Annotated in this window: 19 protein-coding genes and 1 pseudogene; 10 read left to right on the top strand and 10 right to left on the bottom strand. The window is 26.8% G+C overall.

Annotated elements, in window-relative coordinates; all coding sequences use genetic code 11:
• Window positions 1-46: 46 nt before the first annotated feature.
• The 10 genes from J2Z71_RS05335 to J2Z71_RS05290 all read left to right on the top strand — a co-directional run bounded on the left by J2Z71_RS05335 (window position 47) and on the right by J2Z71_RS05290 (window position 12,844).
• Window positions 47-727 (top strand): LysR family transcriptional regulator substrate-binding protein, encoded by a 681-nt coding sequence (locus tag J2Z71_RS05335; protein WP_210060815.1) that lies wholly within the window; start codon window positions 47-49, stop codon window positions 725-727.
• Window positions 728-857: 130 nt separating this feature from the next.
• A complete protein-coding gene (gene miaB, locus J2Z71_RS05330) occupies window positions 858-2,258 on the top strand; it encodes a tRNA (N6-isopentenyl adenosine(37)-C2)-methylthiotransferase MiaB (protein WP_210060814.1) in 1,401 nt (466 codons plus the stop codon).
• Window positions 2,242-4,875: a DNA mismatch repair protein MutS gene (gene mutS, locus J2Z71_RS05325; protein ID WP_342590799.1), complete on the top strand. Its 2,634-nt coding sequence runs from the start codon at window positions 2,242-2,244 to the stop codon at window positions 4,873-4,875. The genes miaB and mutS overlap by 17 nt, the downstream gene beginning before the upstream one ends.
• Window positions 4,875-6,776 carry a DNA mismatch repair endonuclease MutL gene (mutL, locus tag J2Z71_RS05320; protein WP_210060813.1) on the top strand — a complete coding sequence of 634 codons (1,902 nt, stop codon included), beginning with the start codon at window positions 4,875-4,877 and terminating at the stop codon, window positions 6,774-6,776. Before mutS ends, mutL begins: the two co-directional genes overlap by 1 nt.
• Window positions 6,777-7,694: a tRNA (adenosine(37)-N6)-dimethylallyltransferase MiaA gene (gene miaA, locus J2Z71_RS05315; protein ID WP_210060812.1), complete on the top strand. Its 918-nt coding sequence runs from the start codon at window positions 6,777-6,779 to the stop codon at window positions 7,692-7,694. It begins immediately after the preceding gene.
• Window positions 7,681-8,979: a methionine gamma-lyase family protein gene (locus J2Z71_RS05310; protein ID WP_210060811.1), complete on the top strand. Its 1,299-nt coding sequence runs from the start codon at window positions 7,681-7,683 to the stop codon at window positions 8,977-8,979. The genes miaA and J2Z71_RS05310 overlap by 14 nt, the downstream gene beginning before the upstream one ends.
• 149 nt (window positions 8,980-9,128) lie before the next feature.
• A complete protein-coding gene (locus tag J2Z71_RS05305) occupies window positions 9,129-10,295 on the top strand; it encodes an acetyl-CoA C-acyltransferase (RefSeq protein ID WP_210060810.1) in 1,167 nt (388 codons plus the stop codon).
• A gap of 11 nt (window positions 10,296-10,306) precedes the next feature.
• Complete coding sequence (locus J2Z71_RS05300) at window positions 10,307-11,167, top strand: 3-hydroxyacyl-CoA dehydrogenase family protein (RefSeq protein ID WP_210060809.1); 861 nt, start codon at window positions 10,307-10,309, stop codon at window positions 11,165-11,167.
• Window positions 11,168-11,686 (top strand): adenine nucleotide alpha hydrolase family protein, encoded by a 519-nt coding sequence (locus J2Z71_RS05295; RefSeq protein ID WP_342590803.1) that lies wholly within the window; start codon window positions 11,168-11,170, stop codon window positions 11,684-11,686. It begins immediately after the preceding gene.
• 21 nt (window positions 11,687-11,707) lie between these two features.
• Window positions 11,708-12,844, top strand: coding sequence for an acyl-CoA dehydrogenase family protein (locus tag J2Z71_RS05290; RefSeq protein WP_210060808.1), 1,137 nt, complete (start codon window positions 11,708-11,710; stop codon window positions 12,842-12,844).
• A 49-nt stretch (window positions 12,845-12,893) separates the two neighbouring features.
• Here the strand turns inward: J2Z71_RS05290 and lexA are convergent, their stop codons facing one another.
• From lexA to J2Z71_RS05250, 10 genes and pseudogenes are all read right to left on the bottom strand, one after another.
• Entirely contained in the window at window positions 12,894-13,511 is a 618-nt protein-coding gene (gene lexA / locus J2Z71_RS05285) for a transcriptional repressor LexA (protein WP_210060807.1), read from the bottom strand.
• Window positions 13,512-14,229: 718 nt separating this feature from the next.
• A pseudogene (locus J2Z71_RS09020) lies at window positions 14,230-15,138 on the bottom strand (gamma-glutamyltransferase family protein); the annotation flags it as partial.
• Entirely contained in the window at window positions 15,101-15,316 is a 216-nt protein-coding gene (locus J2Z71_RS09015) for a gamma-glutamyltransferase (protein ID WP_342590802.1), read from the bottom strand. The gene J2Z71_RS09015 and the pseudogene J2Z71_RS09020, both read right to left, overlap by 38 nt.
• Before the next feature lie 56 nt (window positions 15,317-15,372).
• On the bottom strand, window positions 15,373-15,768 hold the full coding sequence (locus J2Z71_RS09010; protein WP_280954010.1) for a gamma-glutamyltransferase: 396 nt from the start codon (window positions 15,766-15,768) through the stop codon (window positions 15,373-15,375).
• A gap of 91 nt (window positions 15,769-15,859) precedes the next feature.
• The gene (locus J2Z71_RS05275; RefSeq protein ID WP_210060806.1) at window positions 15,860-17,308 is read right to left on the bottom strand and encodes a YfcC family protein; all 1,449 of its coding nucleotides are present in this window, start codon (window positions 17,306-17,308) and stop codon (window positions 15,860-15,862) included.
• Window positions 17,309-17,329: 21 nt separating this feature from the next.
• A complete protein-coding gene (gene arcC, locus J2Z71_RS05270) occupies window positions 17,330-18,268 on the bottom strand; it encodes a carbamate kinase (RefSeq protein WP_210060805.1) in 939 nt (312 codons plus the stop codon).
• Between the two features lie 39 nt (window positions 18,269-18,307).
• Window positions 18,308-19,300 carry an ornithine carbamoyltransferase gene (gene argF / locus J2Z71_RS05265; protein ID WP_210060804.1) on the bottom strand — a complete coding sequence of 331 codons (993 nt, stop codon included), beginning with the start codon at window positions 19,298-19,300 and terminating at the stop codon, window positions 18,308-18,310.
• Between the two features lie 48 nt (window positions 19,301-19,348).
• Window positions 19,349-20,569, bottom strand: a complete 1,221-nt coding sequence (gene arcA, locus J2Z71_RS05260; RefSeq protein ID WP_210060803.1) for an arginine deiminase — start codon at window positions 20,567-20,569, stop codon at window positions 19,349-19,351.
• Between the two features lie 138 nt (window positions 20,570-20,707).
• A complete protein-coding gene (locus tag J2Z71_RS05255) occupies window positions 20,708-21,958 on the bottom strand; it encodes an AraC family transcriptional regulator (RefSeq protein ID WP_210060802.1) in 1,251 nt (416 codons plus the stop codon).
• A 45-nt stretch (window positions 21,959-22,003) separates the two neighbouring features.
• Window positions 22,004-22,969: a tyrosine recombinase XerC gene (locus J2Z71_RS05250; RefSeq protein ID WP_210060801.1), complete on the bottom strand. Its 966-nt coding sequence runs from the start codon at window positions 22,967-22,969 to the stop codon at window positions 22,004-22,006.
• Window positions 22,970-22,987: the final 18 nt, after the last annotated feature.

Genomic DNA, 22,987 nt, shown 5'->3' with positions numbered 1-22,987 from the left:
GCAACTTAGTAATTTAGCTATTTTATTTGCCCATTAAAGATTTTAATTGGGGATAAGTATCCTTAAATATCAAATTCCTATTCTGCAACTACCTATTTCGATTTTTTCTAAAAAATATCCTAAAATTGAATTAAATATTGTAGAAACTAATACTTCTAATTTAGAAAAGTATTTATATAATGGTGAACTTGATGTAGTTATTGATAATTTTGATTTTGATACTGAAGTTTATCACCAACAGTTTTATTCAAAAGATAATATTATTTTAGCAGTACCGAAAAGTTTTGAATCTAATAATATTGCACAAAAATATCAAATACCTTATGAAGATATTTTAAATGGAAATTATTTAAATAATAATGTTAAAACAGTGCCTTTAGAACTATTTAAAGATGATTTCTTCTTATTTTTAAAAGAAGGTAATGATACTAGAAAAAGATCTGAAAAAATATGCAGTAGAGAAAATATCTCTCCAAATATACTTTTAGAATTAGATCAACAAATAACAGCATACAATTTAACTTGTTTTGGTATGGGTATATCCTTTGTCAGTGACTTGTTAATAAAAAATGTTGAAGAAAATAAAAATATCAATTTTTATAAATTAGAGTCTATTGACTCAGGAAGAGAAATTTCATTTTTCTATAAAAAATATAGATATTTGAAAAAATCAACTAAAGAATTTTTAAAAATTGCTGATGAATACAGTAAATCAAATTCAATTTAAAAGAATTTTTAAATAATATAAACGGCAAAAGATTTTAAAGTCTATTGTCGTTTTTTATTTAATATTATAGATGATTGTAATGGTGAGTTTTTCATAATATAATTAAATATTATGGATGTGAGGTTTTAATATGGAAAATTTAAATTTAATTAATGATTATAATGAAAATATTGAAGAATATATAAGAAAACTAAGAAATAATTATACTAATAATAAAGTAGCAAAAATAGTAACACATGGATGTCAAATGAACGAACATGACTCTGAGAAAATTAGATGGTTACTTGAAAAAATGGGTTATATTTTTTCTGAAAATGAAGAAGAATGTGATTTAGTAATATTAAACACATGCTCTATAAGACATTCTGCAGAGGATAAAGTATATGGTCAAATTGGAAGACTAAAACATCTAAAACAAACTAAACCTAGTATAAAAGTTGCCGTTTGTGGATGTATGATGCAAAGAGATGAATCTAGAGAATATGTATTAGAAAAATTTGAAAATGTAAATATAATATTTGGTACAAATAATATTTATAAATTCCCAGAATTACTTTATAAAAATTATTGTGGAAAAAAATTATCTATGGACATTGAAGAAAACTTCAAAAATATAGATGACAAATTAGGAGCTAATAGATTATATTCTTATAAATCTTATGTAAATATTATGTATGGATGTGATAATTTCTGTACTTACTGTATCGTTCCCTATACTAGAGGAAGGGAAGTAAGTAGAGATCCTTATGAAATTATTGAAGAGGTTAAAGATCTTGTTAAAAATGGAACTAAGGAAATTACACTTTTAGGTCAAAATGTTAATTCTTATGGTAAAAGTCTTAATTCTGATATGACATTTACAAAATTATTATACAAAATCAACGATATAGAAGGACTTGAAAGAATAAGATTTATGACATCTCATCCTAAGGATATTTCAGATGAGCTAATATATGCCTTTAAGGATTTAGATAAATTATGTAATTTTTTACATCTTCCTGTTCAAGCTGGATCTACTAAAGTATTAAAAGAAATGAATCGTAGATACACTAAAGAAGAATATTTAGAAAAAATAGAAAAAATCAAAAAAATAAATCCTGATATTGCTCTTTGCACAGATATAATGGTAGGTTTTCCTGGAGAAACAGAAGAAGATTTTAATGAAACTTTAGATTTAGTCCAAAGAGTAGAGTATGATACCTCTTTTACTTTTATCTATTCTCTAAGAGAGGGCACAAAGGCTGCAAAATCTAGTGAGCAAGTTCCTGAAAATATAAAACATGAAAGATTTGAAAGATTACTTGATGTATTATATCCAATTCAATTAGAAAAAAATAAAGCCTTTATAAATAAAATTGTTAAAGTACTTGTAGAAGATTTAAGCACTTCTAAAAAAGGTAATGTCATAGGAAGAACTAGTGAATTTAAATTAGTTTCTTTTCCTGGAGATGAAAGTTTAATAGGAAAAACTATAGATGTGAAAATTGTAGATGCAAATACTTTTGCATTAGTAGGTGAACAAATTGACTAAAGAAAATCTAACTCCAATGATGAAACAATATTTAAGTATTAAAGAGGAATATAAGGATTCTATATTATTTTTTAGACTTGGAGATTTTTATGAAATGTTTTTTGAAGATGCTATCATTGCTTCTAAAGAACTTGAAATTGCTCTTACTAAAAGATCTACAGGAGCAAATAGCAAATCTCCTATGTGTGGGATTCCTTATCATGTTGCAAATACTTATATATCAAAACTTATAAGTAAAGGTTATAAAGTTGCAATATGCGATCAACTAGAAGATCCTGCTCTAGCTAAGGGGATAGTTAAGCGTGATGTTACTAAGGTTGTAACTCCTGGAACACTTGCGGATTTTGACTATTTAAAACAAGATGAAAATAATTATTTATTAAGTATGATTGTAAAAAGTCATATGGTTTATTTAAGCTATACAGACTATAGTACAGGAGAATTATATACTACATCTAAAGCATATTTTGAAATAGATGAAGCTATAGATTTTATTGCAGATGAACTATATAGAATTAATCCACCAGAAATATTAATAAATGAAATTTCTAATGATAAAATAAATAATTTTTTAAATTTATCAAATTTTTATATCAATAGGATTAAAGAAGAAGAGTTAGAAAATATTGTTTTTAATAGCGAAGAGAAATCTCTTATTAATGAGATAGTATTTGAAAATATTGAAAAAATTGAAAAAGAAAATAAATTATCTGATTTATCTTCTATATATATACTTTTAAAATATTTAATAAAGACACAAAAACATAGTCTAAATCATTTAAATACGATTATTTATTATGAGAGAAATAAATTTTTAATTCTTGATGAAAACTCTAAAAAAAATCTAGAGTTAGTAAAAGGACTAAATACTAATACAAAATCTGGCTCTCTTCTTGAAATTCTTGATAAGACAAAGACTTCAATGGGATCACGTGAGCTTAAAAAATGGGTTGAAGCTCCTCTTAATAATAAAGATGAAATAGAATATAGATTAAATTTAATTGAAGAATTTAATAGTAATTTAATTTTACTAGATGATATTACAAATATCTTAAAAGATATATATGATATAGAAAGATTAAGTGTAAAAATTTCTAATAAAAATATCAATCCAAAAGAGATTGTTTCTCTAAAAAATTCTTTATATGAAATAAATAATATAAAAACACTACTAGAAAACAGTAATAATAATCTATTTAAAGAATTATCATCAAGTATTAATCCATTAGTAGAAATTCAAAAAGAGATAGATAGTATTATAGTAGAGGATCCTCCTGTTACTACAGATGATTCTAGATTTATAAAGATTGGTTTTTCTGAAGAATTAGATGAACTTTTTGAAGCTAGTGAAAAAGGTAAAAACTGGTTATTAAATTTGGAAAACTCAGAAAAAGAAAAAACTGGTATTAAGAACTTAAAAATTAAATATAATAAAATATTAGGATTTTTCATAGAGGTTACGAAGGCAAATTTATCTATGGTTCCAGATAACTATATAAGAAAACAAACACTTGTTGGATCTGAAAGATATTTTACTATGGAACTTAAAGAGATGGAATCTAAAATACTAGGTTCTAAAGATGAAGCTTTTAAATTACAATTAACTATTTTTAATAAATTAAAAGACTTTTTAGTAGATAATATTTTTAATATTCAAAAAACAGCTAAGAATATTGCTAAAATAGATTCTATTATTTCTCTTGCTCAAGTTTCTAGAAATAACAATTATACTAGACCTAATATAAATGATAGTGGAATTATAGATATAAAAAACGGAAGACATCCTATAGTAGAAGCTAAGTTTACAGGTGAGTTATTCGTTCCTAATAATACATTTTTAAATAATAGTGATGAAATGATTCATATAATTACAGGGCCAAATATGGCAGGAAAATCAACTTATATGAGACAAGTTGCATTAATAACTATTATGATGCATATTGGCTGCTTTGTTCCTGCTGATAGTGCAAATATATCTATAATAGATAGAATATTTACAAGAATTGGTGCTTCTGACAATTTAGCTAAGGGCGAAAGTACTTTTATGGTAGAAATGAAAGAAGTATCTAATATTGTTTCTAATGCTACAAAAAATAGTTTATTAATACTTGATGAAGTTGGAAGAGGTACTAGTACCTATGACGGACTTTCTATAGCTTGGGCCATAGTAGAATATATTGCAAAAAATATTAAAGCAAAAACACTTTTTGCAACACATTATCATGAACTTGTAATATTAAGTGAGAAATTTGATAATATTAAAAATTTAACTATAGAGGTTGAAAAAACAGAAGATTCTATTATATTTTTAAGGAAAATTATTGAAGGATTTACTAATAACTCTTATGGTATAGAAGTTGCAAAACTTGCAGGAATTAACGATGAAATAATAAGAAGAGCATCTCAAATATTATCTGTTGTTGAAAATAAAGAAAATAGTAATTTTAAAGAAAAAATAAACGATAATTCTTTAGTAGATATTCAGCAAAAGTCAATTTTTGATGTTAAAAAAGATGAATATATTAATAAAGTTGCAAATATTAATATTAATAGTATTTCACCTATAGATGCATTAAATCTTCTTAATGAACTAGTAAAGGAATCAAGGGATATATAATGAGTATAAAACTTTTAGATGATGCGACAATCTCAAAAATAGCTGCTGGAGAAATAATAGAAAACCCTGCATCTATTATTAAAGAATTGTTAGAAAATTCAATTGATGCTAATGCTAAAAACATTGTAATAGAAATAAAAGGATCTATTGGAGAGTATATTAGAATAACAGATGATGGAGATGGAATAGATGAAAGTGATTTAGATATTGCATTTTTAAGACATTCTACTTCTAAACTTAGAAAAGTCGAAGACTTATATAATATAGTTTCCTTAGGTTTTAGAGGAGAGGCTCTAGCTAGTATTTCTCATATTTCTCATGTAGAAGTAATGACTAAAACAAAGGATTCTAAAGTAGGAACGCGTGCTGTTGTTGAAAATGGAAAAATAATTTCTAAAAATAATATAGGTCTTCCTATTGGTACAACTTTCTATATTAAAGATGTATTTTATAATACTCCCGTTCGAAAAAAATATCTTAAAAATGATACTACTGAATTTAATTATATAAATGAAGTCGTGCAAAAAATAGCACTTGGGAATAATAATGTATCTATTAAATTAATAAGAGATGGAAAAATCGTGCTAAATAGTAATAGAGATGTTGAACTTAAAAACCATATCTATTCAATACTTGGTAGAGATATTGCTGCAAACTTAATAGAAAACAATTTTAATTCTGAATCCTATAAAATCAAAGCATTTTTTTCTAATAATAAATTATATCGTTCTAATAGAAATCACCAATATATTTATATAAATGGACGATATGTTAAAAATTTAGATATTTCAAGAAAACTAGAAAAAGAATATTATTCTTTAATACCATTAAATAGATATCCAGTATTTCTTTTATATATAGAGATAGATCCAATTCTTGTAGATGTTAATATTCACCCTAAAAAGCATGAAGTTAAACTATCTAAGGAAAATAATCTAATAGCTATTTTATGTGAAATGATAGAAGACTCTATATATCCTAATAGAAGTATTGAAAAACCTATTGAAGAAATTGATAGTAAAAATAAAAAAAATGTTACTGTTTTTGAAATGTTTACAGAAAAAGATACAGATGAACCTATAATTGAAGAGAATTTTTTATTAAATGATTTTAATAGTAAAAAATCCTATGATTTTTCTAATATTGATTCTAAGGATAGTATTGAACTTATAAAAGAAAGTGATGAGTTTTTCCAAGATAATTTAAAAGAAACTACATCTTCCTATGAAGCTGAAGACGATATTATAAATAACAATATAGTTACTGATGATAATAAAATTATTCCTGCTAATGAAGATTCAAAAATTGATAAAAGTCTATTGGAAACTACTATAATAGGAACTCTTTTTAAAACATTTATAGTACTTGAAAATTCCAAGTCTGAAAAATGTTATTTAATAGATCAACATGCTGCACATGAAAGAATTATGTATGAAAAATTCAAATATCAATATGAAAATACGAAAATTGATAAACAAATGTTATTAACTCCTGAAATAATAAATGTAAATGCTGAAGAAAAAAATAAAATAGAAAATAATATAGAACTATTTAATTCTTTAGGCTTTGAAATTGAAGAATTTGGTGAAAACTCTATTTTAATAAGAACTGTTCCTATGATTTTTGGTACTCCTTCTAATATAAGTTTCATATATGACTCTATTAATATGCTTGATAGAGATATTAAATCAACTTATGAAATAGATCCCTATAAAATCATGAGAAAAGCTTGTAAAGCAGCAGTAAAAGCAGGAGATGTATTATCTAATTCAGAGATATATGCTTTAATTGAAAGTTTAATAGATTGTGATAATCCCTATACATGTCCTCATGGAAGACCAACTATTATTGAATTTAGCAAATATGATATAGAAAAAGCATTTCTTAGAGAGGGGATGTAAATGGAAAATTTATTAATATTAACAGGGCCAACTGGTATTGGAAAAACAAAATTATCTCTTAATATTGCAGAAAATTTTAATGGTGAAATCATATCTTCAGATTCTATGCAAATATATAAAAAAATGGATATAGGAACAGATAAAATAAATCTTGAAAATACTAATATAAAACATTATATGGTTGATATTGTAGATCCTGATGAAAATTTTACAGTTTCTGATTTTAAAAATCAGGCAAAAAATATTATTTCAGAAATTAATTATAAAAATAAACTTCCTATTGTAGTAGGTGGTACTGGATTATATGTAAATTCTTTAGTTTATAACTTAACATTTTCAAATGTTGAGCCTAATCAAGAGTATAGAGACTACCTTGAAAATATTATTTCAGATAAGGGACTATATTATCTTTATGAACAACTTCAGGAATTAGATAAAATAGCTTCTGAAAAAATAGATAAAAATAATAAACAAAGAATTATACGAGCTTTGGAGATAATTAAATTTAGTGATAAAAAAGAGACAAAAAACTTCAGAGAAGAAAATACAGATTATAATTTAAAAATGATTGGCCTTAATATGGATAGAGCTCTCTTATATGAAAGAATCAATAATAGAGTTGATGAAATGTTCCAATTAGGATTAGTAGATGAAGTTAAAGATTTATTAGATAATGGCTATAGCGAGAATCTTGTTTCTATGAAAGCAATAGGATATAAAGAAATAATATCTTATTTAAATAATGAGATAACACTTGAAGAATCCAAAGATCTTATTAAAAAGAATTCTAGACATTATGCTAAGAGACAGTTGACATGGTTTAGAAGAGATAATAGAATAAAGTGGTTTGATCGATTAGATAAAAACTTAGAAGAAAAAATATATAATTATATAGGAGATAGTTTTGAAAGAATATAAAGATTTATTATTTAACAGTTATAATATAGATGAAAAAGTAGTTGATTATGTAAATAATTTAGAAAGTGAATTACATGAAAAGTTTGATGCTTTATCACTTATTAGCGAATATAATCAAGTTAAAATATTAAAAGCTATGCAAGATAATAGACTTGCTGCTACAGATTTTAACTGGACTACTGGTTATGGATATGGAGATATAGGTAGAGAAAAGGTCGAAAGTATTTTTAGTAATATTTTTAATACAGAAGATGCTTTAGTAAGACCAAATATCGTTTCTGGAACACATGCTATATCACTTGCACTATTATCAGTATTACAACATGGAGATCATGTATTGTCAGGTTCTGGCACTCCCTATGATACTTTATTAAAAGTAATAGGAATAACTGGCAACGAACCTGGAAATATGCTTGAGCAAGGCATAGAATATTCAGAGGCTGAACTTATAGATAATAAAATTTCAATTGAAAATATAAAAGAAAAACTTCAAAAAAATACAAAGGTAATAATGCTTCAAAGATCTACTGGATATAGTGATAGACGTGCTATTACTGCTGATGAATTTAAAGAAGCAATTGCAGGAATAAAAAAAATAGCTCCTGATGTTATAATCTTTGTTGATAATTGCTATGGTGAGTTTACTGATTTATATGAACCGAGTGATTTTGGCGCCGATATAATGGCTGGATCTTTAATTAAAAATCCAGGTGGTGGACTTGCATTTTCTGGTGGATATGTAGTAGGTAAAGAAATTTATATTAATAGAATTGCAAATAGACTTACAGCTCCAGGAATAGGTAAAGAATGTGGACTTAGTTTTGGAATGACAAGACAAATATTACAAGGATTGTTTATTAGTCCTAAAGTAGTTGAAGATGCAATAAAGGGAGCTCTACTTTTCACTAAAATTTTCACAAATTTAGGATATGATTGTACACCATCTCTTGAAGATAAAAGATCTGATATTATTTTAGCTATAAAATTTAAAGATCCAGAAAAAGTTAAGGCTTTTTGTCAATCTATTCAAGAGGCATCTCCTGTAGATGCACATTTTCTTCCAGAACCTTGGGATATGCCAGGATATGATGATCCAGTCATTATGGCAGCTGGTGCTTTTATTGAGGGATCTTCTATTGAACTTTCTGCAGATGGACCAATGAGAGAACCTTATTATGCTTATTATCAAGGTGGACTTACTTATTATCATGCTAAGTTTGCGCTTATAAAAGTTTTACAAAGTTTTTTAGATAAAAATTTAATAAATATAGATGAATTAATTTAAAGAAGGTCGGTTTATTCCGACTTTTTTTATTGTCTAAAATACTACATATTTTATATAAGACTAAAATAGTATATAATTATACAAATTAATGGGTACCATTGTTAATACAAAGATATATTACATTATTTGAATATAAGGATGGCGATTTTATGAAAGATGTAGTAATTGTAAGTTACGCTAGAACGCCTTTTGGTAAATTAGGAGGTGCTTTAAAAGAATTTTCAGCAGTTGACTTAGGTGCTATGGCCATAAAAGAATCTCTTAATAAAATTAATCTTAACCCTAAAGAAGTAGATTATATGTATTTCGGACAAGTTTTACAAGCAGGTTCTGGACAAATGCCTGCAAGACAAGCTCAAATAAAAGCTGGGCTTAGTTGGGAAACTCCATCTGTTTTGATTAATAAAGTTTGTTGCTCAGGTATATCAGCTATACAATCAGCTTATTTTCGAATTTCTATGGGCTTATCAGATATTGTAGTCGCTGGTGGAATGGAAAATATGAGTAATACTCCTTATGCAATAGATAAAATGAGATTTGGTACAAGAATGGGAGATTCTACGGTAAAAGATTTAATGATTAGTGATGGATTATGGTGTCCTTTTTATAATAGACATATGGCTCTACATGGAAGTGATATAGCAAAAGAATTTAATATTTCAAGAAAAGAGCAAGATTTATGGGCTGAAAGATCTCATAAATATGCAATAAAGGCTATAGAATATAACAAACTAGACAATGAAGTATTTCCAATAGAGACTAAAAATGGTATTTTTTCAAAAGATGAGTCACCAAGAAAAGACACAAATTATGATATTTTATCAAAATTACCTCCAGTTTTTGATGAACACTCTCTAATTACAGCAGGTAATGCTCCTGGTATAAATGATGGAGCTGCATCACTAGTATTAATGTCTAAAAATAAAGCAGAAGAACTTAATTTAAAAGTACTTGCTACTATAATAGACTATCAAGAAGCTTCTAGAGAGGCTAAATATATAGCCACTGTTCCAGGACATGCTATTAATAAAATTATTGAAAAAAATAATATTAACATTGATGAAATTGATTTATTTGAAATAAATGAAGCTTTTGCTGCAGTTGTTCTAGTAAGTCAAAAAATCGCAAATTATGATTTAAATAAAGTTAATGTCGATGGAGGAGCTGTAGCTTATGGACATCCAATTGGTGTTACAGGAGCAAGAATTGTAATGCATTTAATAAATGCTCTTGAACAAAGAAATGGCGGATATGGAATAGCAGCTATTTGTAGTGGTTCTGCTCAAGGTGATGCTATTTTATTAAAAGTTGAATAAGAAGGGATATAATGAAAAAACTTAATATCATGGTTATAGGAGCAGGACAAATGGGAGGAGGTATTGCTCAAACATTTGCCCAATCAGGCTATAAAGTATATCTATATGATTCTATAGAAGATGCTCCAAAAAAAAGAATTGAATTTATAGAAAATATATTAAATAAAAACATTCAAAAAAATAAAATAAGTGAAAAAGATAAAGTAAATACTTTAAATAATATTAATATCTCTACATCTTTAAAAGACGCAAAAGACTGTGATCTAATAGTTGAAGCAATTATAGAAGATATTGATATTAAAGCTGATTTATTTAGAGAGTTAGATAATATAGTTAATGATAATTGTATATATGCATCAAATACTTCATCACTTCCTATAACAGAATTAGCTTCTAAAACAAAAAGAGCAGATAAATTTATAGGAATGCATTTTTTTAACCCAGTACCTGTTATGACTCTTGTGGAATTAATAAGAGGTCTTGCAACAAGTGATGAAACATTTAATTTTATTTTTGAAATATCTAAAAAAATCAATAAATATCCAGTATATGTTAAAGATTTTCCTGGATTTATTTCAAATAGAGTTTTACAAGTAATGATCAATGAAGCAATATACTGTGTTCATGAAGGAATTAGCTCTATAGAAGGAATAGATGAAATAATGAAAAGAGGCATGAACCATCCAATGGGACCTTTAGAACTTGCTGATTTTATAGGATTAGATACTGTATATAATATATTGAATATTATGTACGAAGGTTTTGGTCAAGAGAAATATAAACCTTGTCCACTATTAAAACAGTATGTAACTATGGGATGGTTAGGTAAGAAGACAGGAAGAGGTTTTTATAATTACAATAAAGAGGTGTAAATAAATGAATATATTGTTATATTAAAAAATTCTATAGAAAAAGATAGCGACTATACTAGTATAAACAAATTTGATAGAGCTTCACTAGAGATGGCACTAAGTATAAAGGATCAATTAAAAGACACTAATATTATAGCTTTATCTAGATCTAATGATGAACTTTTAATTAGAGAAGCTTATTCTATTGGCGTAGATCAAGGTATATTATTTAAAGATGAAAGTTATACAAAAGAGACTTTAATAGAAAAAATCAAAGAATTTGAACCAAGTATTTTAATTACAGGAAAAGATAATTTAGAAATTCAAGAAGATATATCTAAAAAACTAAATTTACCTTTAATAAATAATGTAGAAAATATAAATATAAAAGACAATAAACTTGAAGTTAAGTGTGAAACTAATAATGAACTATTAAATTTTCCTATCTCTGTAAATATAATTAACAAAGATATTAAGATTAGATATTCTTCCATTGGAGAAATTTTTAAATCATACGATAAAGATTTATTAGTTATTTAAATATGAAAAGGAGATGTCTATATGTTTGAATTAACTGGAAAATATAAACTTGTACAACAAATGGCAAAAGAATTTGCCGAGAAAGAAATAAAACCTATTGCTCAAGAAATAGACGAAAACGAAAGATTTCCAGAAGAAAGTATACCTAAACTTTTTAAAGCAGGAATAATGGGATCACAATTCCCCGAGGAGTTTGGTGGTGAAGGTGGAGATACAATGTCCTATGTTATAGCTTTAGAGGAAATAGGAAAAGTATGTGCTACTACGGCTACTATTGTATCTATACATTCATCTATTGGAATTAATCTTTTAATAAAATATGGAAATAAAGAACAACAAGAAAAATATTTACCTATTTTAACATCTAAAGGAATAGCTGCTTTTCTATTAACAGAACCTCAAGCAGGAACAGATGCCACAAATCAAAAAACAACTGCAATTAAAGATGGAGATTACTATATTATAAATGGTAGAAAAATGTTTATATCTAATGCTGGACATAATGATCTTTATATTGTTATTGCTGTAACAGATGCTGATAAAGGAACTAAGGGAATTACTGCTTTTCTAGTAGAACCTGATAATCCAGGAATAAGAGTTGGAAAACCTCTTAAGAAAATGGGAATAAGAGGATCTTCTACATCAGCAGTATTTTTAAAAGATTGTAAAGTCCATAAGGATTCAATTTTAGGCAATGAAGGAGATGGCATAAAGATTGCTTTAGGAACTCTTGATACTGGTAGAATTGGAATAGCTGCAGAATCTATAGGAATAGCTCAAGGAGCTCTTGATGAAGCTATTAAGTATGTAAACAAAAGAGAGCAATTTAATCAAAAATTATCTGCATTTCAAAATACTCAATTTAAAATTGCTGATATGCAAACAAAAATTGATGCTGGGAGACTTTTAATCTGGAGAGCAGCAACTTTAAAAGATGACGGTAAAAACTATGCTAAAGAAGCTGCTATGGCAAAACTTTATTGTTCTGAAATTGCAAATGATTCAACTAGACTTGCTGTTCAATTATTTGGAGGATATGGATATTTAAGAGGTAATCATGTCGAAAGAATGATGAGAGATGCAAAAATTACAGAAATTTATGAAGGAACATCTGAAGCACAAAAAATTGTCATATCTAGATTTTTAGGAGTTAAATAATAAATTTAAATATAAAAGGTACTTAAGATAAATTTATCTTAAGTACCTTTTATATTTTTCTATACAATCCAACAATTTTTCCTAAAATTTTAACTTCATTTAAAATAATAGGTTCCATAAAATCATTTTCTGGCTGTAATCTATAATATCCCTTTTCCTTATAAAAAGTTTTTATAGTTGCTTCATCATTTATTAAAGCTAAAACCTTATCTCCATTCTCTGCATAATCTTTTTTTTCGATTATTACAAAATCTCCATCTAAAATTCCAGAATTTATCATACTCTCTCCAGAAACTCTCAATATAAATAGGTTTTTAGAGGCTGCAAACTCTGCTGGTATAGGATAGGTATCCTCAATATTTTGATATGCTAAAATAGGTTCTCCTGCCGTTACACGTCCAATCACCGGAATATCCACAGTTTTTTTCTTAATCATTAAAAAATCATCACTTGGATCTAATATTTCAATAGCTCTAGGCTTTGTTGCATCTTTTCTTATATATCCCTTTGTTTCTAACTTTTCTAAACTAGCATGAACAGTTGAAGTACTTTTAATATTTAATTCTTTACATATTTCACGAACAGTAGGGGGATATCCTTTCATATCAATAGCTTTTTTTATATAGAGTAAAATTGCAATTTGCCTTTGATTTAAATCTTCATACATAAAATTTCTCCTTTATATTAAAACATCAATTTAATAAAGTTTAACTACATTATATCAAAACAATATAATCTCTTCAAACATTTGTTTAATCTCAAAAAATAAAAGAGCATACGTTTGAAACTTATGTTTGTAATATTTTTAAAATTTACTATTAACTAATTGTAATAATAGAAGCGGTTAATATTTTATATAATAAATATATTTAACCTTTTAATTATATCTGAATTTAAAAAATATTATTTTATAATTATTTAGATCTATTATAATTATATTTTTATCTTGCACGAAATAGAGAAGTAGCAAAAAAATATAATTATAAAAATTTTAGAAGAGGAATAGTGATAAATAGTCTAAAAAAGGTCTTTTAAATTAGTCACAAAATAATAATTTTGTGACTAATTTAAAATATTTTTGACCAGTTCTCTTAAATTTTCACTTTTTTAGCTATTTTATGATTTTTTCAAATTTGTTAATAATTACTATATTCTATAAGTATTTTTATTTATTATAATGAGTTTAATAATAATAAAATAAAATTAAAATAAATAAATAATATATTTATCTATATAAATTATTAATAACTTTAATTTATGATAAATATATTCTTTATATTATTCTTATATCTTATATTTAATTAACACTTACTCAAATATATTATTAATTACTTATTTTTAATAAGTTTGTTAATTTTTAAACAATTCTATTATTCTTCTTAAGATTACCAAATTGCTATATTTGAATCTGTTCTAGGATCACATCCACCACAATATATATTTGCATCATTTTTCCATATAATTTGTCCTCTTCCAAAAGTTGATGAATCTTTTTTAATTATTGTATTATGTCCTATATCATTTAATCTATTGATTATATCCTTATCATAACTATCTTCAAATTCAATAATCTTATCACCTACCCATTGCCAACGTGGCTTATTTAAAGCATCTTGAGGATTTAACCCCTCAATTATAGTTGATAGCAATACTTGTAAATGACCTTGTGGTTGCATAAAAGCTCCCATTACTCCAAAAGGACCTACAGCTTTATCATTATGCATTAAAAATCCTGGAATAATTGTATGATATGGACGTTTATTAGGCATAATATAATTATCTGATTTTTCATTTAATGAGAAATTACATCCTCTATTATGTAAAGATATGCCTGTATTAGGAATTACTATCCCAGATCCAAACTGAGTATAATTACTTTGAATATAAGATACCATATTCCCCCACTTATCAGCTGTTGCTAAATATACAGTACCTCCTGATTGAGGTTTACTTATAGTTGGAAGGATAGCATTATCTTTTATTAAATTTGCTCTTTTATAAGCATATTCCTCAGATAATAAGTAATCTATGCTATATGTCATATGATTTTTATCAGCAACATATTCTTTTACATCAATAAATGCAAGTTTTAAAGCTTCTATTTGTTTATGAATAGATTCTACAGAGTTTAAATTTTCTATATCTAAATTTTTTAATATATTTAATGCAATAAGAACTGTAATTCCATGACCATTAGGTGGGATCTCACATATATCAAAACCTTTATAGTTTGTAGATATTGGATCTACCCATTGGCTAGAGAAATTTTCTAAATCTTTTTTTCTTAAATATCCTCCATTTTTTTTTCATGAAATCATCTATCTCATAAGCTATTGCTCCACTATAAAAACTTTTACCTTTAGTTTTAGCTATTTCTTTTAAACTTTCAGCTAAATCTTTATTTTTAAAATATTCTCCTGCTTTTAATGGCGCATTATTTTTAGAAAAAACTTTAAACCATTCATTAAATATAGAATCATCTTTAACTTTATAAAACCTTTTAAATTCTTCTTTCCATAAATGACCTACTAGCGTTGAATTATATATCCATTTTCAGCATAATCAATTGCTGGCTTTAATAGCTTTTCAAAATCTACATTTCCAAACTTATTTGACATTTCAGACCATGCTTTTACTTGTCCTGGTACTGTTATTGGAATTAGTCCCTCAAAGGGAATTTTATTATATCCTAAGTTTTTAATTTTTTCTGCTGTTAATAACTCTGGTGATACTCCTGAACTATTTAGTCCATAGAGTTTATCATTATAATATATAATTGAAAAAGCATTTCCACCTTGTTTTAACACTTCTAAGCCTGCTTGAGATGCCATAGGGTTTCCTGTTGCAACCATTCCTCTATTAGAATAGACTACATTTCTATTTGAACTATACTTATAATTATATGTATCAAAGTTTAAATTCATTATTATCTCCATTTCCTTTTTACTATATAATAACATATAATTTTAAATATAAAAAAAGCCACTAGAAAACTAGTGACTTTAAATATTTATCTTAAAACATTAGCATTGATGCACATAGTATTACAACATTTACTACGGCAATTATTAACATTGGTTTCGTAACAAATTTTACCCAAGTTGAATACTCTACTTTAGCCATTTCAAGACCACCCATAACTACTCCTGATGTAGGTGTAATTAAGTTAATAAGTCCACATCCAGCTGAGAATATCATAATCATAACTTCAGGGCTCATATCTAATGCATATGCAAGTCCACCCATTACAGGTATTGAAACTGATGCAAGACCTGATGTAGATGGTATTAAGAATGATAAGAATAGATATAATAAATAAGATCCTATTACAAAGATTATAGGACTTAGTCCATACAATGCTTTAGCAGCTCTATCAAGGATTAAAGCGTCTATATGTGTACTACTCATTAATACAGATACAGCACGTGATACAACTATAATTAATACTACTGATAGAATATCTGCAGCTCCTGCAATAAATTCATTAACTATTTCTTTTTCACTCATACCAGCAACTATTGCAGTGACAATTCCCATAATAAAGAACCACATTGCAATTTCACCAAAGTACCAGTCTCCATAGTCTTCTCCTGTTAGTTTAGAAGACCATCCATCAAATACATTAACTCCAAGATCTTTCCAAGGAATTAGTGAACCAATCATTACTATAAATGTTATAGCAAAAACAATTAAAATTGCTTTATGTTTTCCTGTAAATTCAAGTTTTTCTGAATCAGATAAACTAAATTCATTTCTCATATCTTCTTGTTCTTGTAAAGATAAAAGAGTAGATCCCTTATCTTCTTGAACTTTTTTAGCGTATTTTGTAACAGTAAAGATACAAATTATAAGAGTTACTATCCAAAGAACAACTCCTATTGGTAATATGATTTTTTGGTTGGCATCTATTCCAACACCTTTTAAAGCATCAACTGCAGCACTTATAGAGAATGGATTTACTGTTGAACCTAAAACTCCTGCACCTGCTCCAAGACATATTGTTCCAACAGCAACTAATGAGTCAAATCCTGCAGCAACCATAGCCATAGTAATTATACCATAAAAAGCTACAGTCTCTTCTGCCATACCATAAGTAGTACCACCTATTGAAAATAGTATCATTAAGATAACTATTAAACTTAATTCTTTACCTTTTCTTTTCTTTACTAATGAATGAATTCCTGCTTCAAGTGCACCTGTAGATTGAATTATTCCTAAAAAACCTCCAAGTACAAGTACGAATATTGAAATATCAATAGCATCAACGAATCCATTATATGGTGACATTACTAGTGTTGATATTTTTGCACCAGTTACTTGAGACACCATCTCACCAGTAATTCTATCTTCAATGGGATCAAATCCCATTCCATTTAACAATTTAGAAATTATAAAAATTACAAATAAAATTATAAAGAGTATACTAAAGGCTGATAATGATTTCTTTTTTTTCTTAGTATCCATTATCTCACTCCTGTTCTAGTACTATTTTTTAATTACTGTTCCAGTTTCTCCACTAATAGCTTCAGCAGCTTTTTCTAAAGAAGTAATTATAGCTACTGCATCTTTTTTGCTATTTTGAACAAAATTTCTACATGCCTCTACCTTTGGTAACATCGAACCTTTAGCGAAATGTTCCTCTTTAATATATTTTTCTACATCTTCAAGTGTCATTGAAGATAATTCTTCTTGATTTGGTTTATTAAAATTAATTGCTACTTTTTCAACAGCTGTTAGTATTACTAATATATCTGCTTCTAAATCCATTGCAAGTTTAGCACTTGATGAATCTTTATCAATAACTGCTGGAACTCCTTCAAGTCCATTTTCAGTTTCAATAACTGGTATTCCACCACCGCCAACTGTTATAACAATATTTCCTTCTTCTACAATTTTTTCAATTACATTAGATTCAACAATTTCAACAGGTTTTGGTGAAGCAATCACTCTTCTATATCCTCTTCCTGCATCTTCTACAAAAGTATATCCTTTTTCTTTTGCAATAGCTTCAGACTCTTCTTTTGAATAGAAAGAACCTATTGGTTTTGTTGGATCTTTAAATGCATTATCATTTTTATCTACTACTACTTGTGTAACTACAGTTGCACAAGTTTTATCAATACCTTGTTTTTTTAACTCATTTCCTATAGCTTGTTGTAAATGATATCCTATATATCCTTGGCTCATAGCACCACATTCAGGAAAAGGCATATAAGGTGTATTGATATCACCTTGCGATGCATATTCCATCGCAAGGTTAATCATACCAACTTGAGGGCCATTTCCATGTCCAATCATAATTTCATAGCCTTCCTTAACTAAATCAACAATAGGTTTTGCTGTATTTTTAACTAATTCTAGCTGTTCTTCTGGACTATTTCCTAGTGCATTACCACCAAGAGCTATTACTATTCTTTTACTCATAAAATCCCTCAATTTTAATTTTTATTTTAAATTTAATTTTTATTTTAAAGTAGCATACATAACTGCTTTAATTGTATGCATTCTATTTTCAGCTTCATCAAATACCTTAGATTGACGAGATTCAAATACTTCATCTGAAACTTCCATTTCTTTAATTCCAAATTGTTTTTCAATATCTTGACCAACTTTAGTATTTGTATCATGGAAAGATGGTAGACAGTGAAGGAAAATACATCCTTTAGCTCCTAAATCCATCAATTCTTGTGTTACTCTATAAGGTTCAAGAAGTTTAATTCTTTCTGCCCAAACATCAGCAGGTTCACCCATTGAAACCCAAATATCAGTATAAATTGCATGAGCATCTTTTGCTCCTTCTTTTGGATCTTCAGTTAGAGTAATTGTACTTCCATGTTCTTTTGCAAGCTCTCTACAAGTTTCTACTAAGTCAGCTTTTGGCATTAAGTCTTTAGGTCCACAAGCTGTAAAGTTTATTCCAAGTTTTGCACTTACTACCATTAATGAGTTCGCTACATTGTTTCTAGCATCTCCCATATAAGTTAAGTTAAGTCCTTTAAGACGTCCGAAGTTTTCTTCAATAGTCATTATATCTGCAAGCATTTGAGTAGGATGGAATTCATCAGTTAAACCATTCCATACAGGAACTCCAGCCTTATCAGATAATTCTTGAACAAGATCTTGTGAGAAACCTCTATATTCAATACCATCATAAAATCTTCCAAGTACTCTTGCTGTATCTGCAATAGATTCTTTATGTCCCATTTGAGAAGAACCTGGTTCTAGATATGTTACTCCCATACCTAAATCATATCCAGCTACTTCAAAGGAACAACGAGTTCTTGTTGATGTTTTTTCAAATAATAAAACTATATTTTTTCCTTCAAGATATCTATGTGGTGTTCTTGTTAGTTTTAATTTCTTAAATTCTTTAGATAATTCTAAAAGGTATAAAATTTCTTCTGTTGAAAAATCTAAAAGTTTTAAAAAACTCTTTCCTTGTAAATTAATAGGCATATTCTTAATCACTCCATCTATATTAAATTTATATTTAAAATTCTTCTATTAGTCTTCTCTTACTAGAGGCATTGACATACATCTTGGGCCGCCACGTCCTCTTGATAACTCTGCACTTGGCATTTCAATAAGATTAAGTCCTTTCTTTCTAAGAACTTCATTTGTTACATCATTTCTTTCATAAACTACAATAGTTCCAGGACTAATACATAAAGTGTTAGATCCATCATTCCATTGTTCTCTAGCTGCTACTATTGCATCACCATCACCACATAGAATTAAATCTACTGGATGACCTAGTGCTTCTGCTAGAACATGTTCTAAAGTATCATGCATTTCAACAACTTTAACATCATCATTTTCTTTAGTTAATTTAAATACTCTTAATGTTCCTAAAATTGCTGGATGAATTGTAAATTTATCAGTATCAATTTGTGTAAATACAGTATCTAAGTGCATAAATGCTCTTGTAACTGGTATATCAAAAGCAAGTATTTCTTCTACTTTTGAATTTGATTCAAAGAAAATATTTCTAGCAAGTTGATCTATTGCTGCAGCTTCAGTTCTTTGAGAAATACCTATTGCAAGAACTTTATCATTAATATTTAGCACATCTCCACCTTCAATATGGAAAGGAAGATCTCTATTATAAAGTAATTCTACTTTTCCTTTGTATTCTGGATGATATTTGAAAATATAATCAGCATAAATTGTTTCTCTATTACGAGTTACTGAATACATTCTATTTAAAACTACTCCATCACCAACAGATGCAAAAGGATCTCTTGTGAAATAAAGATTAGGCATTGGATTTAAAATCATCATTGAATTTGAATCATTCATATAATCAACTAAAGAGTTAGATTTTTCGATTTTGAGTTCGTTAATGTTAACGCCTTCCATAGTTTTTAGAACTAATTCCTTATCATCTTTAATAGCATTAAAGAAATCAAAAATCATTTTTTGGTATCTTTCTGTTTTTATTCCTGCTTCTTTAATAAATTGTTTTAAAAATTGTTCTCTAAGACCTTCATTAGCTTTTAGTGTTTCAGCCATTAAGTCTTCTAGATAAACTACCTCTACTCCATTATCTTTTAAGATTTTAGCAAAAGCATCATGCTCTTCTTGAGCTACTTTTAAAAATGGAATATCGTCAAATAGTAATTCTTCTAATGTTTCAGGAGTTAAATTTAATAATTCTTTTCCTGGCCTATGAAGTAATACTTTTTTTAAAGGTTTAATTTCACTAGTTACATTAATTACAGACATTATTTTTAACCTCCTTGTTAAAACTAATATATTCTACTAAATATTCTTACATTAATATTATACCCATAAATAATTTCTTAATCTGGGAAAATACAATGAATATTTTTGTATAATCCATTAAATTTTTAAAATTGATGACTATACTTGAATTTCTACATCTCTTCTAAAGTCAGTTGGTCTCATTTTTTTCAAGCAATAAAAGTGGTTGTTAAAAGTTTTTACATTATTGTATCCAACCATTATTGCAATATTCAATATGGTATAATTGGTAGTTTTTAGTAACTTACATGCATAATTTATTCTCAAATACTTGAGAAAATCATCTACATTCATCTCTACATTAAATAATAATATTTTATTTATTTCTGAAATAGACATTGAAAATTTTTCAGATAAATACTTTTCATCTAAATTTTCTAGAAAATTATTTTTAATATACATAATTAAATCATAAGTTATATTCTTTTCTTCTGAATTTAAAATATTGACAACATTTTGATTGATCTTTCTATACTTTCTAGGAGTGGTACCTATTCTTTTAGTGAAAAATTTAGACAAATGAGATGCATCGCCAAAACCTACAATTTCAGCTATCATGTTTAGAGAAAAATCAGAATACATTAAAAAATCCATAGTCTTTACAAGACGCATTTCATCTAATAGATCATGAAAAGTATTTCCAGTAATACTTACACAATAATTAGAAAGTGTAGATTCTGATATATAGAATAATGATGATATAGATTTTAGAGTTTGTTTTTCTCTTAAATGTGAATATAAATATTTAAAAATAGATGATTTATCTTCTTGAGATATATTTGAACTGTCTATACAATCTAAATTCTTGGTTTTATGTTTAATCCTTATATAATGAATTAAAAACTCTATAATTTTATTAGTTATATATATATTTGATAAGATTTTATGCTGTTTTGTATCAAGTAAAGACTCCACTCCAACTTCTTCTTTGATATCATTAAGTATAATAGATAAATTTTCAGCTTCCTTCTTGTCACAATATACTATTGGACATTCTGAGAGTTCTTGTAAAAAATTCATTTCTTCACTTAAAGGACTATAAGAAGCCTTTATATTTTCATTTAAAAAGTTAAAATTATAAATAACCTTTATAAATTGAAGAGGTTCTAATACTTCTGTAACTTCACTTATTTCCCAAGGGATGATTGCAACACAAGAATTAGGAAGTATTTCATAAGATTTCCCATTTAGTTTTATTGTTCCTTTTCCCTTTGTAAAATATAAAAATCTTGAATTTTGATGCATTATTAAATGTGTTGGTTCTAAAATTTGTTCTACATCATAAGAGCAAATTTTTCTTTTATCGAACATTGAACTATACTGTGTTTGAAGTTCAGAAATTTTATTCATTTACACATACACTCCTATACGTTATTTAAATAAAAAACAGCATAACTAATCCTCATCTTCACCTATATTAGCAAGAGGATTACTATTTACAGTATTTTTAAGTTGTTCACTTCTTACATGAGTATATATTTGAGTTGTAGTTATAGATTCATGACCTAATATTTCTTGTAATGACCTTATATCTGCTCCACCATATTGATACATTAAAGTTGCTGCTGTATGCCTTAATTTATGAACACTATATTTTTTTGAATCTAATCCTGTATCAACTATATATTTTTCAATCATATGTTGAATGGCCCTATTACTCATTCTATTATTTCTCATTGATAAAAATAAAGCATTGCTTTCTATATCAGGTCTATTCTTCATATAATCTTCTAATGCATCTTGACATGCATTATTTAAATAAATAGTCCTTTCTTTATTACCTTTACCCAATACTCTAAGTGTATTATCATTTGATATGTCATCTAAGTTTATTCCAGATAGTTCTGATAGTCTCATTCCACAGTTTAAAAATAGAGTAACTATTGCATAGTCTCTAGTCTTATATATTTCTTTTTTATTTGTATTTTTAATTGTATCTAATAAATTTAAAGCTTCATTTAAATCTAAATATTCAGGAAGAGTTTTCTCAAGTTTAGGCATATCTATATTTTCTATTGGATTATATTCTATTAAGTCAACTTTTGCTGATAGATAATTAAAAAATGTCCTAATAGATGAGATTTTTCTATACTTAGAACGATTTGAAACTTTTCTAGTTTTTTCTAAAAAGGCATTAAATGCATATATATCTTGTTTTTTAACTGATTTTAAAAGTTCTATATCTATATCTTCTATTGATATATCATCAAATTCTATATCTTTTGCAAGACCTCTTCTTTGTTTTAAAAATCTTAGAAATAATCTAATGTCATAATAATATTCTTTTACAGTAGATTCCGAAGAACCCCTTGTAGATTTCATATAATCTAAAAAATCATCTAATAAATTACTTTTTATCAAAAAATCACCTTCTATTAT

Source organism: Peptoniphilus stercorisuis (genome assembly GCF_017874395.1).
Classification (GTDB): Bacteria; Bacillota; Clostridia; order Tissierellales; family Peptoniphilaceae; genus Anaerosphaera; species Anaerosphaera stercorisuis.
This window is presented reverse-complemented; position numbering and strand designations above follow the sequence as displayed.

Excerpts from the sequence above, each read along its gene's own strand:
- mutL (WP_210060813.1), top strand. The coding sequence starts at position 4,875 with ATGAGTATAAAACTTTTAGATGATGCGACAATCTCAAAAATAGCTGCT.
- J2Z71_RS09010 (WP_280954010.1), bottom strand. The coding sequence starts at position 15,768 with ATGAATTTAAACTTTGATACATATAATTATAAGTATAGTTCAAATAGA.
- J2Z71_RS05305 (WP_210060810.1), top strand. The coding sequence starts at position 9,129 with ATGAAAGATGTAGTAATTGTAAGTTACGCTAGAACGCCTTTTGGTAAA.
- J2Z71_RS05255 (WP_210060802.1), bottom strand. The coding sequence starts at position 21,958 with ATGAATAAAATTTCTGAACTTCAAACACAGTATAGTTCAATGTTCGAT.
- arcC (WP_210060805.1), bottom strand. The coding sequence starts at position 18,268 with ATGAGTAAAAGAATAGTAATAGCTCTTGGTGGTAATGCACTAGGAAAT.
- arcA (WP_210060803.1), bottom strand. The coding sequence starts at position 20,569 with ATGTCTGTAATTAATGTAACTAGTGAAATTAAACCTTTAAAAAAAGTA.
- miaB (WP_210060814.1), top strand. The coding sequence starts at position 858 with ATGGAAAATTTAAATTTAATTAATGATTATAATGAAAATATTGAAGAA.
- J2Z71_RS05300 (WP_210060809.1), top strand. The coding sequence starts at position 10,307 with ATGAAAAAACTTAATATCATGGTTATAGGAGCAGGACAAATGGGAGGA.
- argF (WP_210060804.1), bottom strand. The coding sequence starts at position 19,300 with ATGCCTATTAATTTACAAGGAAAGAGTTTTTTAAAACTTTTAGATTTT.
- miaA (WP_210060812.1), top strand. The coding sequence starts at position 6,777 with ATGGAAAATTTATTAATATTAACAGGGCCAACTGGTATTGGAAAAACA.
- J2Z71_RS05290 (WP_210060808.1), top strand. The coding sequence starts at position 11,708 with ATGTTTGAATTAACTGGAAAATATAAACTTGTACAACAAATGGCAAAA.
- J2Z71_RS05275 (WP_210060806.1), bottom strand. The coding sequence starts at position 17,308 with ATGGATACTAAGAAAAAAAAGAAATCATTATCAGCCTTTAGTATACTC.
- lexA (WP_210060807.1), bottom strand. The coding sequence starts at position 13,511 with ATGTATGAAGATTTAAATCAAAGGCAAATTGCAATTTTACTCTATATA.